Raw genomic sequence first — 15,780 nt, 5'->3', positions numbered from 1 at the left:
GGGCTCATGTCCCGCGCCCGCCCAGCACCACGCCGAGCGTCCGCAGCAGGATCACCGCATCCCCGCCGAGGGAGCGGGTCCTGTCGTACCGCCGGTCCAGCCGCAGTCGTTCCTCATAGCTCAAAGCATTGCGGCCCGAGACCTGCCACAGCCCGCTCATTCCCGGGCGGTGCGCGCAATAGGCGCGGGCCGTGGGAGCGTCGTACCGGGCGCCGAATTCCGCACGCGGCACGGGGCGCGGACCGACCAGGCTCATCTCGCCGCACAGCACGTTCCAGATCTGCGGCAGTTCGTCCAGGCTGAACCGGCGCAACATGCGGCCCCAGGCGGTCACGCGGGGGTCGTCCACCAATTTGGTGAGACGCGCCCATTCGCGACCGCGCCCTTCTTCCATCAGAAGGCGGGGGAGCTGGCCCTCGGCCCCCGGCACCATCGTCCGGAATTTCCACATCCGGAACATCCGCCCGCCGCGCCCCACCCTCTGCTGCGCGAAGAATACCCCCGGCCCCTGCAACACCCGTGCTGCCAGGGCGATGATCAGGATCAGCGGCAGCCAGACCGGCAGACCAACGAGGATCAGCACGAGATCGAACAACCGTTTGGTGTCGGGGAGGCGGATCGGCACAAAGCCGAACCGGCGGAGGAGCAATTCGGGTGTCATCCTGCGACCCTATGATTGATCGCTTAACGAAGAGTAATGCCACCGCGCGCACCGGATTGTTTCCCGGGCAAGAGAATCCATCCGATTTGACTCAAATCGAACCGCAGCAATTCCGCATGCAGGAATACTCTTCCACAAGGCGCCCGATCCGGTATCTTCCCGCCGAGGGAGGACGCAATGACGCAGACGTACGAACAGACCACGCATATCCATACGAACGAGGACTGGCTGGGCAAGCTGACCGAGGAGATCCTCGAGCCGGACCTGCCGATCATCGACCCGCACCATCACCTCTGGGACCGCCTGGGGCCATATTTCACCGATGAGTTGCTGGGCGACCTGACCTCGGGCCACAACATCCGCCAGTCGGTCTTCATCCAGTGCCGCTACGGCTATCGCACCGACGGCCCGGACGAGATGAAGCCCGTGGGCGAGACGGAATTCGTGGTCGGTGTCGCCGAGGAAGCCGCGCGGAAACGCCCCGAGATCGGGGCCTGCGACGGGATCGTTGCACATGCCGACCTGCGGCTCGGCGAGGGGGTCCAGCCCGTGCTCGAGGCGCATGCGGCGGCGGCGAAGGGCCGACTGCGCGGCATCCGCCACATCACCGCCTCGGGGGGCGAGCGGTTTTCGGGCGCCGTCCCCAATTCACCGCTGCGGGTGATGTACGACGAGGATTTCCGGAAGGGATTCGCGCGGCTTCAGCCCAACGGGCTGACCTTCGACGGCTGGCTCTACCATCCCCAGATCCCCGAGTTCACCGATCTGGCCCGCGCCTTTCCCGAAACCACCATGGTTCTCGACCACTTCGGCGGGCCGCTCGGCATCGGGCCCTACCGGGGCCGTGGCGACGAGGTCTTTGCCGAGTGGAAGGCCGCCGTGACCGACCTCGCCACCTGTCCGAACGTCTACATGAAGCTCGGCGGGCTCGCGATGGACGTGAACGGCTTCGATCTACACAAGGAACCGTTGCCGCCGTCCTCGGGCGAGTGCGCGCGGCTGTGGCGGCCCTATTTCGAAACCGCGATCGACCTCTTCGGCCCCGACCGCTGCATGTTCGAAAGCAACTTTCCGGTCGACAAGGGCGCGGTCTCGTACCCTGTGGTATGGAACACCTTCAAGCGGATCGCGGCGGGCGCGAGCGGCGACGAGAAGGCGAAGCTTTTCCACGATACGGCGAAGAGCGTGTATCGCCTTTGACGGATCGGAACGGTGATCGAGGATGGCTGATCCGTTGCGCTTAACTTCGTGATAACCCCCCCTGCGCTAAGCTGATCCAAGGCAAGAGACAGTCGGGTGGATGAGCGCGCGGTCGAACGCTGCGTCAGAAACCATGTGGCGGATCGGCGGGTTCCCCTGTCCGTCGGTCCGTCCGTGGTCATCGTCGGCGGGGGGCCTCAAGGCGAGGGGGCTGGGCGTGGCGTGACGGATCGTGCGGACGCTTCGGGCTCGGCCGGACCCGGCCGCTGCCCGGCCTGCGGGTCGGTCGCGGTACGCCGCAGGGCGGGCACGAGGCTTGCAGGGCGTGCGGCGCTGCCATACGAGGGGCCGACCTCTCACAAGCCGACCAGCCCATGCGTCCATTGCCGTCCGACCCTTTGCCCGGACCCGACCTCGTCGCCGCCGTGACCGCCGAGCTGGCCGGCCCTGTCGAGACCTGGGTGCCGCTGCGGGGCGGACGCACGAACCGGGTGTGGCGCATGGCGGGGGCGGCGGGGGACCTTGTTCTCAAGCTGTATCTGCCCGGTGCCGAGACACCGCTGTTCCCGAACGACCCGGAGGCCGAGTTCCGCATCCTGTCCCGCCTCGCTCCGGCCGGCCTGGCCCCCAGCCCGGTCGCGCGGCTGAAGGGCGCGTTCGGCCATGCGCTGATCTATCGGTTTCTCGAGGGGCCGACATGGGACCGCGACCTCGTCGCCATGGCGCGCCTGCTCCACCGGGTCCATGGGATGGCGCCGCCCCAGGGGCTCGGCCCCCTGCCCTCGGGCAGCGCCGAACTGCGCGCCCAGGCCCGGGGTATCCTGAGCCGCTGCCGGGGGGCGGCGGATCCGGCGCTCGCACGGCTGGAGACCCGGGTTGCCGCCCGTCCGGCCGTCCCGCCCTGTGCCGCGCCCCGCCTGATCCACCGGGACCCGGTGGCGGGCAACGTGATCGACACCGCCCGCGGCCCGGTTCTGATCGACTGGCAGTGCCCCGCCCTGGGGGATCCCTGCGAAGACCTGGCGATCGTCCTCTCGCCCTTCATGCAGCGTGCCTATCTCGGTCATCTCCTGACGGAGGACGAGGCCGCGACGTTCCTCGCCGCCTACCCGGACGCCGAAACCGTCGCGCGCTACCGGCGGCTTGCGCCGTTCTTCCACTGGCGGATGGCGGCCTATGCCCTGTGGTGCGAGGAGAACGGGAGGGATGCGGGACCGACAGACCGGGCGCGCGAGATCTCCGCCGCCGCGCGCCTAGCCTGACATGGGTCAGACCAGCGCGGCCAGCAGGGCGGTCGCCCCCCCGCCGAGCACCACCCCGGCGCCGAGCCAGAGCCAGCGGTGACGCCGGGGCGTGCGGTGCTCGGTCTCGAAGGCATGCATCTGCTCCGAAAGCGCGCTCTGCACCAGTCGCGGCAGGCGGGGACCGAAGCGGGCCAGCACCTCGGCGGTCTGGCCGAGGTCGCGCATCAATGCGCGGGGGCCCAGGCTGCGGCGGATATAGGCCTCGACGACGGGGCGGGCGACCTCCCAGATGTTGATCTGCGGCGACAGCGACCGCGCCACGCCCTCGACCACGACCATGGTCCGCTGCAGCAGGATCAGCTCGGTCCGCGTCTCCATCCCGAACCGTTCGGTCACGTCGAACAGATAGGACAGCAGCCGACCCATTGAGATCTTGGTGGCGTCCATGCCGAAGATCGGTTCTCCGACGGCGCGGAGGGCGCGGGCGAATTCATCCACATCCTGATCGGCGGGCACGTAGCCCGCTTCGAAATGCACCAGCGCGACACGCATGTAGTCGCGCTTGATGAACCCATAGAGGATCTCGGCATAGACGCGCCGGGTATATTCGTCGATATGCCCCATGATCCCGAAGTCGTAGGCCAGGATCGTGCCGTCTGCGGCCACCTTGAGGTTGCCCTGGTGCATGTCGGCATGGAAATAGCCGTCGCGCAGCGCGTGGTTGAGAAACAGGGTCAGCACCCTCTCGCCCAGCTTGCGCCGGTCGTGCCCGGCCGCGTCCAGCGCGGCATTGTCACCGAAGGGGATACCCTCGGCCCAGGTCATCGTCATGACCCGGCGACCGCTCTGCTGCCAACGCACGGCGGGCAGGGCAAAACCCGCGTCGCCTTCGGTGTTCGACGCGAAGGTCGAGGCCGAGGCGGCTTCGAGCCGCAGGTCCAGTTCGCCCCGCACGACCCCGTCGAAATGCGCCACCACGTCCGAGGGGCGCAGACGGCGCGAGGCGGGCGACAGGATTTCGATGATCGAGGCGGCCAGATAGAAGGCGTCGATATCCTTGCGGAAGGCACGTTCGATCCCCGGCCGGAGCACCTTGACCGCCACGACCTCTCCGGTCTCGTTCAGCCGGGCCTTGTGGACCTGTGCGATCGAGGCTGCAGCAACAGGTTCTGAAAATTCAGAATAGATCGAATCGACGGGCTGCTCGAGTTCGTCCTCGATCGTCTGCTTCGCGGTCGAGACCGAGAACGGGGGCAGGCGGTCCTGCAGGACGCGCAGCTGCGTCGCCAGATCCTCGCCCACCAGGTCGGGCCGGGTCGAGAGCACCTGGCCGAACTTGATATAGGCCGGCCCCAGGGCGGTCAGAGCCCGCGTCGCCGGCGGCATGGCCGGATCGCCCTTGAGCCCGAGCCACTGGAACGGCCATCCCGCCACCCGCGCGGCCATCCGCAGCAGCGGCGGCGCGTCGTAGGCGTCCAGGATGATCTTCATCGCGCCGGTCCGCTCCAGCGTCGCGCCGGTTCTCACCAGACGCCATATGTTATGCGGCCCGCGCATCCCCTAGAGCTTCCAGCCGGAATGCAGCGCCGCGATCCCCAGCGTCAGGTTGCGGTACTTGGCCTGCTCGAACCCGGCGCTCCGCACCATGCCGAGGAACGTCTCCTGATCCGGAAACCGACGGATCGATTCGACGAGATACTGATAGCTGTCCCGGTCATTCGCGATGGCCTGGCCCATCGCCGGGATGAGGTTAAAGGAATAGCGGTCATAGGCCCATTGCAACGCGGGCGTCGGAATTGTCGAAAATTCCAGAACCATCAGACGACCCCCGGGCCTGAGCACGCGGAACGCCTCGGCCAGGGCATCCTGCGGGCGCGTGACGTTCCGGATTCCGAAGCTGATCGTGTAGACGTCAAAGCTGTTGTCGGCAAAGGGCAGCGCCATGGCATCGCCCACGACCCAGTCCAGGCTTCCGGCCATCCTTGCCGCCTCGGCGCGCTGGCGTCCCTCGGCCAGCATCGGTTCGGTCAGGTCGAGCACGGTGGCATGGCCCGACCCCGCCCGCTTGAGAAACCGGAACGAGATGTCGCCGGTGCCGCCCGCGACGTCCAGCAGCCGCTGCCCCGGGCGCGGGGCGAGCCAGTCCATCATCGCGTCCTTCCAGAGCCGGTGGATGCCGAGGCTCATCGCGTCGTTCATCACGTCGTAGCGCGAGGCCACGGACGAGAAGACGCCGCGCACGCGGCCGGCCTTCTCGCTTTCGGGAACGGTTTCGAAACCGAAATGCGTGGTATTCTGGTCGCTCATGACGCCCGTTTCACCCTGCCAAATAAAAGCCTCAGTTCAGTGCCATAGATGGGGGTGAGACACAAACCGTCAAATCGGCGCACAAAGGACCGAAGCGGGATGGAGCAGGCACTCTCACTGGCAATGCTCGCGCTGGCCATCGTTTTGCTGGCCGTCCTGATGCGCATGCACGGCCGCATGGCCCACCTGCGGATCGAGCCGGAGCGGAGCCGGGACAGCTCGGTCCACCAGGTGGCGATTCCGATCCGGCTGGCCGCCGCCGTGCTCTCTCTTCTCATCCTGGTCCGGCTGGGTGAAGTGGCGCAGCACGCGCGCCCCGCCTTCTTCGCGGGCCTCGCCACCCTGCCGGTCCTGGCCTACGTCAACGCCTACGCCTGGCAGTTCCGCGCCGTGCTGCGCGGCAGCGACCTGACCCTGATGACCCCGTCCTTCCGCACGCGCAGCTACGACCTGACCCGCCTGATCGAAGTCTGCGAGGACCTGCACGGCACCTACCGGCTGCGGTTCCAGGGTGGCAATACCGCCTGGCTCGTGAAATACCTCAGCGGTCACAGCATCCTGCGCCGCGCCCTGTTCGAGGCGCGGCCCTACTACTAGGTCCGACCATGCCCGAACTGCCCGAGGTCGAAACCGTGCGCGCCGGCCTCGCCCCGGCCATGGAGGGAGAGGTGATCGCCCGCGCCCAGGTCAACCGGCCCGATCTGCGCTGGCCCTTCCCCGAGAACATGGCCGGGCGCCTGAGCGGCCGGCGTGTCGATCGGCTGCGGCGCCGCTCGAAATACATCCTCGCCGATCTGGACAGCCAGGAAACCCTGCTCATCCACCTGGGCATGTCGGGCCGGATGACGGTCTCGGGCGACCCGCTCGGCCGGTTCGTGCACGAGCATCCGGCGGCGGAAAAACACGATCACGTGGTGTTCGACATGGCCAACGGCGCGCGCGTCACCTTCAACGACCCTCGCCGCTTCGGCGCGATGGACCTGATGGCCACCCCCGAAACCGAGGCGCATCCGCTGCTGGCGAGCCTCGGGCCCGAGCCGCTGGGAAATGCCTTCAACGAGGCCTATTTCGTCGCCGCCGTCAAACACCGCCGCAGCCCGATCAAGGCCGTTCTGCTGGATCAGAAGGTCGTCGCGGGTCTCGGAAACATCTATGTCTGCGAGGCGCTCTACCGTGCCGGCATCTCGCCCTCCCGCCGCGCCGACCGGATATCGGTCACGCGGCTCGCGACCCTTGTGCCGATCATCCGCGACGTGCTGAACGCGGCGATCGCGGCCGGCGGCTCGTCGCTGCGTGACTATCGGCGGGCGGACGGCGAACTGGGCTATTTCCAGCACAGTTTCGACGTCTACGGGCGCGAGGGAGAGCCCTGCCGGACACCGGGCTGCAGCGCCACGATTCGGCGCACGGTCCAGTCGGGGCGGTCGTCCTTCCACTGTCCGCAATGCCAAAGATAGCTTGATCCGGGGGGCCAAGGTGCTAGTGAATCGCCCCTAACGCTCACAACCGATTGGCCGATCCAATGGCATACGAGACGATTGTCGTCGAAGTCGAAGATCATATCGCGCTGGTGAAATTGAACCGCCCGGACGCGATGAACGCCCTGAACAACGACCTTCTGGGGGAACTGGCCGACGCGCTCACCGCGGCGCAGTCGAACGACAAGGTCCGTTGCATCGTCATCACCGGAACCGAGAAATTCTTCGCGGCCGGCGCGGATATCAAGATGATGTCCGACAAGAGCTTTGTCGACGTTTTCGCCGGCGATCTCTTCACCCGCGAGACCGGCGCGATCCTGCGGGTCCGCAAGCCGATCATCGCGGCGGTCTGCGGCTATGCCCTGGGCGGCGGCTGCGAACTGGCCATGATGTGCGATTTCATCATCGCGGGCGACAACGCCAAGTTCGGCCAGCCCGAGATCAACCTCGGCGTCATCGCGGGCATCGGCGGCACCCAGCGGCTGACCCGCTTCGTCGGCAAGTCCAAGGCGATGGACATGAACCTGACCGGTCGCTTCATGGATGCCGAAGAGGCCGAGCGCTCCGGCCTCGTCTCGCGCGTGGTGCCCTGCAAGAAGCTCATGGACGAGGCCATGGGCGCCGCCGCCAAGATCGCCGAGAAATCGATGATTTCGGTCATGGCGGTGAAGGAAGCGGTGAACCGCTCCTACGAGACGCCGCTGGCCGAGGGCCTGCTCTTCGAGCGCCGGGTCTTCAATTCGCTCTTCGCGACCGAGGACCAGGCCGAGGGGATGAGCGCGTTCCTGGAAAAACGCGAGCCGCAATTCCGCGACCGCTGAGGCGCGCGACGCCACCGCCGGCGCGGCCGGCGGCTTTCCGTTCGGGCCCGGTGGCCCGGGCCGCGCGACGGGCGGCCTACATCCATCGTGGGCGCCCGCCGGTCCGCGGCAGGAGGGGGGCCCTCGCGGGCCTTCCAATCCGCGCGGTCCTCGGCTTCTATGGCGCATGCGCCGCAGTCATAGGGGCGCGGCACATAGGGGAGGTCACATGGATATCACCGGCAGGATCGCCATCGTCACCGGCGGCGCCCAGGGCATCGGCGCGGCGCTGGCGCGCGCGCTTCACGCGGCGGGCGCGCGTCACGTGGCGGTCTGCGATCTCGACGGCGCGGGGGCGGAGCGCGTCGCGGAGGAGATCGGCGGAACCGGTCTGCGGGTCGACCTGCGCGACGCCGAGCAGATCACCGCCATGATCGACCGGATCGAGGCCGACCAGGGGCCGGTCGACCTGATGTGCTCCAACGCCGGGATCGCCAACGGCTTCGATCCCGAGGTGCGCAACGCCGCCGGAGCAAGCTCCGAGGACTGGCAGGCGGCCTGGGAGGTCAACGTCATGGCGCATGTCCACGCCGCCCGCGTGCTCGTGCCGCGCATGATCGCCCGGGGCGGGGGTCATTTTCTCCACACGGTCAGCGCGGCCGGCCTGCTGTCTCAGATCGGCAGCGCCACGTATTCGACGACGAAGCACGCCGCCATCGGCTTTGCCGAGAACCTCGCCATCAGTCATCGCGACGAGGGGATTCGTGTCTCCGTCCTCTGCCCGCAGGGGGTGGCGACGCCGATGCTGGAGGGGATCGGCGGCGATGGCCCGCAGTCGGGGGACGGGGTGCTGACGGCCGAGGCGGTCGCGCAATCGGCCCTGGAAGGCATCAGGAACGAGGAATTCCTGATCCTGCCGCATCCGCAGGTGCAGGGCTACATGGAGGCGAAGGTGACGAACTACGATCGCTGGATCGGGGGCATGGCCAAGTTTCAGCGGCGGTTCCGAGCGGGATGACCCCCCCGGACCGAAGCTGACGGGACCGGGCCCCCTGCCCGCCACCCCGGAGCTTGCCCGAAGGCCCCCGTTGCCCGGGCTGCGACAGCACGCAAGAGATCCTCGGGTCGCGCCCGGGCATATCCGGCCAAGCGGCGCGCGCCGTATCCGCGCCGCACGACCCCGCCCCCTGGGGCTTCGATCACGGCAATGTCGGACGGCGTGTTTTGCCTCAACAGGTATACCTGTCTAGTGTCTCTCTGCTGTGGAGTGGGAACCCGTCACGCGATGCGGGGGTTCTCTTCCGGCCCGGGACGTGCCGGGGTCTGAAAGAGGGAGGGTGCAATGGCGGCAAGATCTGGCGGTTCGTCCTCACCGGACACCCCGCCTGCCGAACAGGGTCGCGCCGAGCTGGGGCAGCGGATCCGGCAGCTGCGCGAGGCGCGCGGGCTCACGCTGCAGACCATCGCCGACCGCAGCGGGCTGGCGATCTCGACGATCTCCAAGATCGAGAGGGGGCTGATGGCGCCCACCTACGACCGGTTCTCGGGTCTCGCCCGGGGCCTCGGGGTCGATGTCACGCACCTGTTCTCCCCCGGCGGCAGGAGGTTCGAGGCCGGCACGGTCGCGCTCGCCCGGGCGGGAGAGTTCGGCTTTCTGGAGACCGAGAACTACGCCTACGAGATGCTGTTTCCCGATGTGCGGGGCAAGGCGATGATCCCGATGTGCGGCACACTCAAACCCTTGCAGAAGATGAGTTTCGAGCGGATGGTGAACCATCCGGGCGAAGAGTTCCTGATGGTCATGTCCGGCCGGGTCGTCGTCCAGCTGGAAGGCCGCGAGGAGATCGTTCTCGACACAGGGGACAGCCTCTATTTCGACAGCGGGCGGGGACATCTCTACGCGGCCGAAGGCGACGAGGGCGCCCGCATACTCGTGGTCTGCACGGCGCCGGACGGCGCCGCCGGACCGGACAGGGCGGCGTGAGACCGAAAAGGCCGCGCCGAAACGGTTGACTTCGCGGCGAGTCGGGCCTATCAGCGCGGCTTCAGAACGCACGAACCCAAACCATGGGACGATAGACTTATGGCCAATACGCCTCAATCCAAGAAGCGCGCCCGTCAGATGCTCAACCGCACGACGGTGAACAAGGCGCGCCGCTCGCGCATCCGCACCTTCCTTCGCAAGGTGGAAGAGGCGATTGCGTCGGGCGACAAGTCCGCGGCATCCGCCGCCCTCCAGGCAGCCCAGCCCGAGCTGATGCGCGGCGTGACCAAGGGTGTCCTGCACAAGAACACCGCGGCGCGGAAAATGTCCCGCCTCTCTGCCCGGGTGAAGGCGATCGCCTGATCCGGACTTCAAGTCTTTGAACGAAAAGGGCACCGCGAGAGCGGTGCCCTTTTTGCGATGTGGCGCTTCTGCCACCGCCGGCGGATTCGGTGTAAACCAAGTTTGAGTCAAGCGCTTCTTGCCGTTGCCAGCCTCGCGCAGCAGTTGCTACGTTCCTTCTTGCGACTCGCGTCGCCTTGGGGGGCACGGCAGACCCGAACGAAACGAGGATACGAGCACAGCCTTTATTTATAAGGGCGAGTGACTCGGTCGAATAAGTTCGTACGTCCGGACGTGCAGATGGAATATGCAACTTATGGATGAGTGTCCGGGGACCCTCTCCTCTTGCCAAGTTGTTGTTTCCGCTAACAGTTCGCCGCTGTGGCGTATCCGTTCCGCTGCTGGAACGGTGCGCGCGAATTGTGTTCCGAGGTGCCGAATCGCGAGGCAGTCCGGCCGGGCCGGGCAAGACGATGGATGGCGCATGCAGGTTGAACACTCTGGGGGCATCGGGACATGACAAAAGAACAATGGGGCGCAGTTAAGCAGAAACTTCTGCAGAACGTCGGGCAACACAATTACAAGAACTGGATCGAGCCGCTGGTGCTCGACCGGACGGAAGACGGGGTGGCGGTGATCGGCGCGCCCAATTCCTGGGCGGGCACCTATGTCGCGCGCAATTTCGGCGATCTGATCCTGGGCGAGGTCTCGATGATGAATCGCGATGTCCGCCGGCTGGAATTCGTCGTCCGCAAGGCCGCGAACGTGAACGCTCCCGAACCGGCCCGCCCGGCGCAGATGGAGGTCGAACCCGCCGAGGCGCCGGCGCCCGCCGCGGCCAGCCAGACACCCGCCCAGCCCGCGAAGGCCTCGCCCATGGATACCATGCTGCAGGCCGCGCCGCTGGATCCGCGCTTCACCTTCGACCGGTTCGTCGTCGGCAAGCCGAACGAACTGGCCCATGCCGCCGCGCGCCGCGTGGCCGAGGCCGGGCCGGTCACCTTCAACCCGCTGTTCCTCTATGGCGGCGTCGGCCTCGGCAAGACGCACCTGATGCACGCCATCGCCTGGGAGCTTCAGACGCACAGGCCCGATCTCACCGTCGTCTACCTTTCGGCGGAACAGTTCATGTACCGGTTCGTGCAGGCGATCCGCGAGCGCCGCACGATGGACTTCAAGTCGCTGTTCCGCACCGTCGACGTGCTGATGGTCGACGACGTGCAGTTCATCGCCGGCAAGGACAGCACGCAGGAAGAGTTCTTTCACACCTTCAACGCGCTGGTGGACCAGAACAAGCAGATCATCATCTCGGGCGACCGCGCCCCGGGCGAGATGACCGACATGGAGGAGCGCATCCGCTCGCGCATGCAGTGCGGCCTGATCGTCGACCTGCACCCGACCGACTACGAGCTTCGCCTCGGCATCCTCCAGAGCAAGGTCGATGCGCAACGCGCCCAGTATCCCGACCTGAAACTGGCCGACGGCGTGCTGGAGTTCCTCGCGCACCGGATCAGCACCAACGTCCGGGTGCTCGAGGGGGCGCTCACCCGGCTCTTCGCCTTCTCCTCGCTCGTGGGCCGCGAGATCACGCTGGATCTGACGCAGGAATGCCTCTCCGACATCCTCCGCGCCTCGGAGCGCAAGATCACCGTCGAGGAGATCCAGCGCAAGGTGGCCGAGCACTACAACATCCGCATGTCCGACCTGATCGGTCCCAAGCGGGTGCGCACCTATGCCCGTCCGCGTCAGGTGGCGATGTACCTGTCCAAGTCGCTGACCTCGCGGTCCCTGCCCGAGATCGGCCGCCGTTTCGGCGGGCGCGACCATACCACGGTCATCCACGGCGTGCGGCGGATCGAGGAACTCAAGCAGCAGGACGGGCAGATCGCCGAGGACATCGAACTGCTGCGCCGGGCGCTGGAAGCCTGAGCGACGCATAACCGCCCGGAACGCGGGGCCCCGGATCCGGTCCGGGGCCGTCCTCTGCCTTGACGGCCTCTGCAAACCGTCCGACAAACCAAGAAAACACTTGTGCGGGTGCCGGAAACGGGTAGCTTTCCGGTCCCGGCACCGCACAGGTCAGTTTCGGACAGGAGAATGGGCTCATGAAATTCAGCATCGAACGCGCGGCATTGCTCAAGGCGGTGTCTCAGGCGCAGTCGGTCGTGGAACGCCGCAACACGATCCCGATCCTGGCCAATGTCCTGATCGAAGCCGAGGGCAACGAGGTCCAGTTCCGCGCCACTGACCTGGATATCGAGGTGGTCGACAAGGCCCCCGCGATGGTCGAACGCGCCGGGGCCACGACCGTCAGCGCCGTCACCCTGCACGAGATCGTCCGCAAGCTGCCGGACGGCGCGCAGGTGACCCTGTCCGAGGACGGCGCCGCCGGGCGGCTGACCGTGGCCGCCGGCCGGTCGAACTTCAACCTCGCGACGCTGCCCAAGGAAGATTTCCCGGTCATGGCCTCGTCGGAATACCAGTCGAATTTCTCGGCCCCCGCGCCCGTGCTGCGGCGCCTGTTCGACAAGTCGAAGTTCGCCATCTCGACCGAGGAGACGCGGTATTACCTGAACGGCGTCTACATGCATGTCGCCGAGGGCGAGGACGGCCGGATGCTGCGTTGCGTGGCGACCGACGGCCACCGCCTGGCCCGGATCGACGCGACCCTGCCCGAGGGCGCCGCGGACATGCCGGGCGTCATCGTGCCCCGCAAGACCGTGGGCGAGTTGCGCAAGCTGCTGGACGACGACGAACTGCAGGTGGCCGTGTCGGTCAGCGAGACAAAGGTGCGCTTTGCCACGCCCGAGATCACGCTGACCTCGAAGGTCATCGACGGCACCTTTCCCGACTACACCCGCGTCATTCCGCAGGGCAACACGCGGAAGATGGAGGTCGACGCCTCGGATTTCGCCAAGGCGGTGGACCGGGTCGCGACGGTGTCGTCGGAGCGGTCGCGCGCCGTCAAGCTGGCGCTGGACGAGGACCGGCTGGTCCTGTCGGTCAACGCCCCCGACAGCGGCGCGGCCGAGGAGGAACTGGCCGTGGCCTATGGCGACGAGCGGCTGGAGATCGGGTTCAACGCGAAATACCTGCTGGAAATCGCCAGCCAGGTGGATCGCGAGAATGCCGTCTTCCTGTTCAACTCGGCCGGCGACCCGACGCTGATGCGCGAGGGGAGCGACACATCCGCGGTCTATGTCGTGATGCCGATGCGGGTGTGATCCGTCACGGCACGCCGCGCAGGGCGCGGGCGGGCCTCCGGCGGGAGTATTTCTGGCAAGATGAAGATGGGGGGCGCGCATGGGACGGCTATGTCTGACCCGGCTGACCCTGTCGCATTTCCGGTCCTACCGGCACGCGGCGCTTGCCCCCGACGGGCGGCCGGTGGCGATCCACGGCGCGAACGGGGCGGGCAAGACGTCGCTTCTCGAGGCGGTGTCGATGTTCTCGCCCGGACGGGGCCTGCGCCGGGCGGCGGCCGAGGATCTGATCCGGCGGCCCGAAGCGCTCGGCTGGAAGCTGACCGGGGTGCTGACGTCGCTCCGGCAGGTGCATGAACTGGAGAGCACGGCCGAGCCGGGCGCCGCGCGCAGCGTGCGGATCGACGGCAAGGCGGCGGCGCAGGCGGCGCTCGGGCGGGTGGCGCGGGTGCTCTGGCTGGTGCCTTCCATGGACCGGCTGTGGATCGAGGGGGCCGAGGGTCGGCGGCGGTTTCTCGACCGCATGACCCTGAGTTTCCTGCCCGGCCATGCCGAGGCCGCGCTGGCCTATGAAAAGGCCATGCGCGAGCGCAACCGGCTGCTCAAGGACATGGTGCGGGACGAGCACTGGTACGTCGCGCTCGAGGCGCAGATGGCCGAGGCGGGGGCGCGGATCACCGCGAACCGGACCCGGGCGCTGAGCCTGATCGCCGGTGCCACCGCGGGCGCCGCGACGGCCTTTCCGGCGCCGGAGCTGTCGCTGTCCCACGCCGAGGGCGAGCTGCCGGACGATGCGGCGGCGCTGCGGCTGGCGCTGGCCGAGGGGCGGCGGCGCGACCTGCAGGCGGGCCGCACCCTGATCGGCCCTCACCGGGTGGACCTCGGGGCCCGCTGGGCGGCCAAGGGGATCGCCGCCAGGGACGCCTCGACCGGAGAGCAGAAGGCTTTGCTGATCTCGCTCATCCTGGCCAATGCACGGGCGCTCGCCGGGGATTTCGGGGCCCCGCCGATCCTGCTGCTCGACGAGGTGGCGGCCCATCTTGACGCGGCCCGTCGCGCCGCCCTTTATGACGAGGTCTGCGCCCTGGGGGCTCAGGCCTGGATGACCGGGACGGGGCCGGAGCTCTTTGCGGATCTCGGCGACCGGGCGCAGGTGATGCGCGTGACGGAAGAGGGCGGCGAAAGCCGCGTGGAGATGGAGTGACCCGATGCCGATGACAGCGCAGCGCGTGAGCCTGATCACCCTCGGTGTCGCCGACCTCGACCGGTCGAGGCGCTTCTACGCGGCCAACGGCTGGGAGCCGCTGCCGGGGCCGGAGGAGGGTGTCGTGTTCTACCGGATGCACGGCATGGCGCTCGGCCTGTTCGGCCGGGGGGCGCTTGCCGAGGACCAGGGCCGGCCGGGGACCGAGCTGGGCACCGGCGCGATGACCCTGGCGCAGAACTTTCCCGACCGTGAGGGGGTCGACGCCGCCTTCGACCGGGCGCTGGCCGCCGGCGCGACGAGCCTCAAGCGCCCCGAAGAGGTCTTCTGGGGCGGCTATTCCGGCTATTACGCGGATCCGGACGGTCACGTCTGGGAACTGGCGCACAACCCCTTCTGGACCGTCAACGACGAGGGCACCCTGACCATCCCGGACCCGGAATGACCCTCTCTCCGACCGAGCTGGCCTTCTATGCCGGGGCGCTCTTCATCCTGTTCCTGACACCGGGGCCGGTCTGGCTGGCGCTGACCGCCCGCGCGCTTTCGGGCGGGTTCCACGCCGCCTGGCCGCTGGCGCTGGGCGTGGTGATCGGCGATGCGCTCTGGCCGCTGCTGGCGGTGCTGGGGGTAAGCTGGCTGGTGGCGCAGGTCGAGAGCTTCATGGTGGTTCTGCGTTACGTCGGGGCGATCATGTTCCTGACCATGGGCGTCCTGCTGATCCGGAACGCGGACAAGACCATCGCCTCGGACAGCCGGCTGACGCGGCCCGGCATGTGGGCGGGGTTCGTGGCCGGGCTGGTGGTGATCCTGGGCAATCCCAAGGCGATCCTGTTCTACATGGGCGTGCTGCCGGGGTTCTTCGACCTGACCGCCGTCACGATCGCGGACATCGCCGCCATCATGTCGGTCTCGATGCTGGTGCCCTTCGTCGGAAACCTGATCTTCGCGCTGATGGTCGACCGGGTGCGCCGGCTGCTGGCCTCGGGCCGGGCGATGAGGCGGACGAACATCGGCGCGGGCGGGTTGATGATCCTCGTGGGGCTGGTGATCCCCTTCACCTGACGCGCCGGAGCTGCCGCGGCGCCCTTTCCTCCGCGGGCGAAGCGCCGGGTGATCCGACCGCTCCGGTCCACCTCCCGTGAGCAGCCGCAGCATGGCGCCGGCGCCGGGTTCGGTCGGCCGCAGGGGCATGGCCGCGAGGGTTTCGCCCGCGCTGTGCAACCCCAGGCGGCGCGGCGGAAAATTTCCGGGATCGCCTTTGCCGTCGGCGTTTGCCGATACCACAAAATCTTGTGTCGTGCGCGTGACATTGCCCCCCCGGGACGATATAAAATCGACAAGTTACAGGGGATGTTTT

16 protein-coding genes are annotated in these 15,780 nt (G+C 67.8%); 13 read left to right on the top strand and 3 right to left on the bottom strand.

The window, feature by feature from the left end; all coding sequences use genetic code 11:
* Window positions 1-4 precede the first annotated feature (4 nt).
* A complete protein-coding gene (locus tag OB2597_RS16775) occupies window positions 5-661 on the bottom strand; it encodes a sugar transferase (protein WP_040609417.1) in 657 nt (218 codons plus the stop codon).
* A gap of 177 nt (window positions 662-838) precedes the next feature.
* On the opposite strand from OB2597_RS16775, the gene OB2597_RS16770 reads away from it, so the two are divergent.
* Together OB2597_RS16770 and OB2597_RS16765 are read left to right on the top strand one after the other, a co-directional pair.
* Window positions 839-1,861, top strand: a complete 1,023-nt coding sequence (locus OB2597_RS16770) for an amidohydrolase family protein (protein WP_009806803.1) — start codon at window positions 839-841, stop codon at window positions 1,859-1,861.
* 374 nt (window positions 1,862-2,235) lie between these two features.
* Window positions 2,236-3,123, top strand: coding sequence for a phosphotransferase family protein (locus OB2597_RS16765; protein ID WP_084658850.1), 888 nt, complete (start codon window positions 2,236-2,238; stop codon window positions 3,121-3,123).
* Window positions 3,124-3,129: 6 nt separating this feature from the next.
* Here OB2597_RS16765 and ubiB read toward each other — a convergent pair whose 3' ends face one another.
* Window positions 3,130-4,662 carry a 2-polyprenylphenol 6-hydroxylase gene (gene ubiB / locus OB2597_RS16760; RefSeq protein WP_009806801.1) on the bottom strand — a complete coding sequence of 511 codons (1,533 nt, stop codon included), beginning with the start codon at window positions 4,660-4,662 and terminating at the stop codon, window positions 3,130-3,132.
* Between the two features lie 3 nt (window positions 4,663-4,665).
* A complete protein-coding gene (gene ubiE, locus OB2597_RS16755; RefSeq protein ID WP_009806800.1) occupies window positions 4,666-5,412 on the bottom strand; it encodes a bifunctional demethylmenaquinone methyltransferase/2-methoxy-6-polyprenyl-1,4-benzoquinol methylase UbiE in 747 nt (248 codons plus the stop codon).
* Window positions 5,413-5,511: 99 nt separating this feature from the next.
* Between ubiE and OB2597_RS16750 the strand changes: the two genes are divergently transcribed.
* The 11 genes from OB2597_RS16750 (at window position 5,512) to OB2597_RS16700 (ending at window position 15,485) form a co-directional block, all read left to right on the top strand.
* Window positions 5,512-6,009 carry a hypothetical protein gene (locus OB2597_RS16750; RefSeq protein WP_009806799.1) on the top strand — a complete coding sequence of 166 codons (498 nt, stop codon included), beginning with the start codon at window positions 5,512-5,514 and terminating at the stop codon, window positions 6,007-6,009.
* An 8-nt stretch (window positions 6,010-6,017) separates the two neighbouring features.
* Window positions 6,018-6,869 carry a bifunctional DNA-formamidopyrimidine glycosylase/DNA-(apurinic or apyrimidinic site) lyase gene (gene mutM / locus OB2597_RS16745; RefSeq protein ID WP_009806798.1) on the top strand — a complete coding sequence of 284 codons (852 nt, stop codon included), beginning with the start codon at window positions 6,018-6,020 and terminating at the stop codon, window positions 6,867-6,869.
* Window positions 6,870-6,934: 65 nt separating this feature from the next.
* The gene (locus OB2597_RS16740) at window positions 6,935-7,711 is read left to right on the top strand and encodes an enoyl-CoA hydratase (RefSeq protein WP_009806797.1); all 777 of its coding nucleotides are present in this window, start codon (window positions 6,935-6,937) and stop codon (window positions 7,709-7,711) included.
* A 208-nt stretch (window positions 7,712-7,919) separates the two neighbouring features.
* Window positions 7,920-8,708, top strand: coding sequence for an SDR family oxidoreductase (locus OB2597_RS16735; protein ID WP_009806796.1), 789 nt, complete (start codon window positions 7,920-7,922; stop codon window positions 8,706-8,708).
* 324 nt (window positions 8,709-9,032) lie between these two features.
* Window positions 9,033-9,674 carry a helix-turn-helix domain-containing protein gene (locus OB2597_RS16730; protein ID WP_009806795.1) on the top strand — a complete coding sequence of 214 codons (642 nt, stop codon included), beginning with the start codon at window positions 9,033-9,035 and terminating at the stop codon, window positions 9,672-9,674.
* Window positions 9,675-9,773: 99 nt separating this feature from the next.
* Window positions 9,774-10,037, top strand: a complete 264-nt coding sequence (rpsT, locus tag OB2597_RS16725) for a 30S ribosomal protein S20 (protein ID WP_009806794.1) — start codon at window positions 9,774-9,776, stop codon at window positions 10,035-10,037.
* A gap of 495 nt (window positions 10,038-10,532) precedes the next feature.
* A complete protein-coding gene (dnaA, locus tag OB2597_RS16720) occupies window positions 10,533-11,945 on the top strand; it encodes a chromosomal replication initiator protein DnaA (RefSeq protein ID WP_009806793.1) in 1,413 nt (470 codons plus the stop codon).
* Window positions 11,946-12,121: 176 nt separating this feature from the next.
* Complete coding sequence (dnaN, locus tag OB2597_RS16715; RefSeq protein ID WP_009806792.1) at window positions 12,122-13,240, top strand: DNA polymerase III subunit beta; 1,119 nt, start codon at window positions 12,122-12,124, stop codon at window positions 13,238-13,240.
* Window positions 13,241-13,319: 79 nt separating this feature from the next.
* Entirely contained in the window at window positions 13,320-14,423 is a 1,104-nt protein-coding gene (gene recF / locus OB2597_RS16710; RefSeq protein ID WP_009806791.1) for a DNA replication/repair protein RecF, read from the top strand.
* A 10-nt stretch (window positions 14,424-14,433) separates the two neighbouring features.
* On the top strand, window positions 14,434-14,868 hold the full coding sequence (locus OB2597_RS16705; RefSeq protein ID WP_040609881.1) for a VOC family protein: 435 nt from the start codon (window positions 14,434-14,436) through the stop codon (window positions 14,866-14,868).
* Complete coding sequence (locus OB2597_RS16700; protein ID WP_009806789.1) at window positions 14,865-15,485, top strand: LysE family translocator; 621 nt, start codon at window positions 14,865-14,867, stop codon at window positions 15,483-15,485. The genes OB2597_RS16705 and OB2597_RS16700 overlap by 4 nt, the downstream gene beginning before the upstream one ends.
* The last annotated feature ends 295 nt before the right edge of the window (window positions 15,486-15,780 follow it).

The organism is Pseudooceanicola batsensis HTCC2597, from assembly GCF_000152725.1.
Taxonomy (GTDB): domain Bacteria; phylum Pseudomonadota; class Alphaproteobacteria; order Rhodobacterales; family Rhodobacteraceae; genus Pseudooceanicola; species Pseudooceanicola batsensis.
This window is presented reverse-complemented; position numbering and strand designations above follow the sequence as displayed.

Coding starts and splice junctions, on each gene's coding strand:
- OB2597_RS16775 (WP_040609417.1), bottom strand. CDS start 661: ATGACACCCGAATTGCTCCTCCGCCGGTTCGGCTTTGTGCCGATCCGC.
- recF (WP_009806791.1), top strand. CDS start 13,320: ATGGGACGGCTATGTCTGACCCGGCTGACCCTGTCGCATTTCCGGTCC.
- OB2597_RS16730 (WP_009806795.1), top strand. CDS start 9,033: ATGGCGGCAAGATCTGGCGGTTCGTCCTCACCGGACACCCCGCCTGCC.
- mutM (WP_009806798.1), top strand. CDS start 6,018: ATGCCCGAACTGCCCGAGGTCGAAACCGTGCGCGCCGGCCTCGCCCCG.
- dnaA (WP_009806793.1), top strand. CDS start 10,533: ATGACAAAAGAACAATGGGGCGCAGTTAAGCAGAAACTTCTGCAGAAC.
- OB2597_RS16735 (WP_009806796.1), top strand. CDS start 7,920: ATGGATATCACCGGCAGGATCGCCATCGTCACCGGCGGCGCCCAGGGC.
- ubiB (WP_009806801.1), bottom strand. CDS start 4,662: ATGCGCGGGCCGCATAACATATGGCGTCTGGTGAGAACCGGCGCGACG.
- dnaN (WP_009806792.1), top strand. CDS start 12,122: ATGAAATTCAGCATCGAACGCGCGGCATTGCTCAAGGCGGTGTCTCAG.
- OB2597_RS16700 (WP_009806789.1), top strand. CDS start 14,865: ATGACCCTCTCTCCGACCGAGCTGGCCTTCTATGCCGGGGCGCTCTTC.
- ubiE (WP_009806800.1), bottom strand. CDS start 5,412: ATGAGCGACCAGAATACCACGCATTTCGGTTTCGAAACCGTTCCCGAA.
- OB2597_RS16705 (WP_040609881.1), top strand. CDS start 14,434: ATGACAGCGCAGCGCGTGAGCCTGATCACCCTCGGTGTCGCCGACCTC.
- OB2597_RS16770 (WP_009806803.1), top strand. CDS start 839: ATGACGCAGACGTACGAACAGACCACGCATATCCATACGAACGAGGAC.
- OB2597_RS16740 (WP_009806797.1), top strand. CDS start 6,935: ATGGCATACGAGACGATTGTCGTCGAAGTCGAAGATCATATCGCGCTG.
- rpsT (WP_009806794.1), top strand. CDS start 9,774: ATGGCCAATACGCCTCAATCCAAGAAGCGCGCCCGTCAGATGCTCAAC.
- OB2597_RS16765 (WP_084658850.1), top strand. CDS start 2,236: ATGCGTCCATTGCCGTCCGACCCTTTGCCCGGACCCGACCTCGTCGCC.
- OB2597_RS16750 (WP_009806799.1), top strand. CDS start 5,512: ATGGAGCAGGCACTCTCACTGGCAATGCTCGCGCTGGCCATCGTTTTG.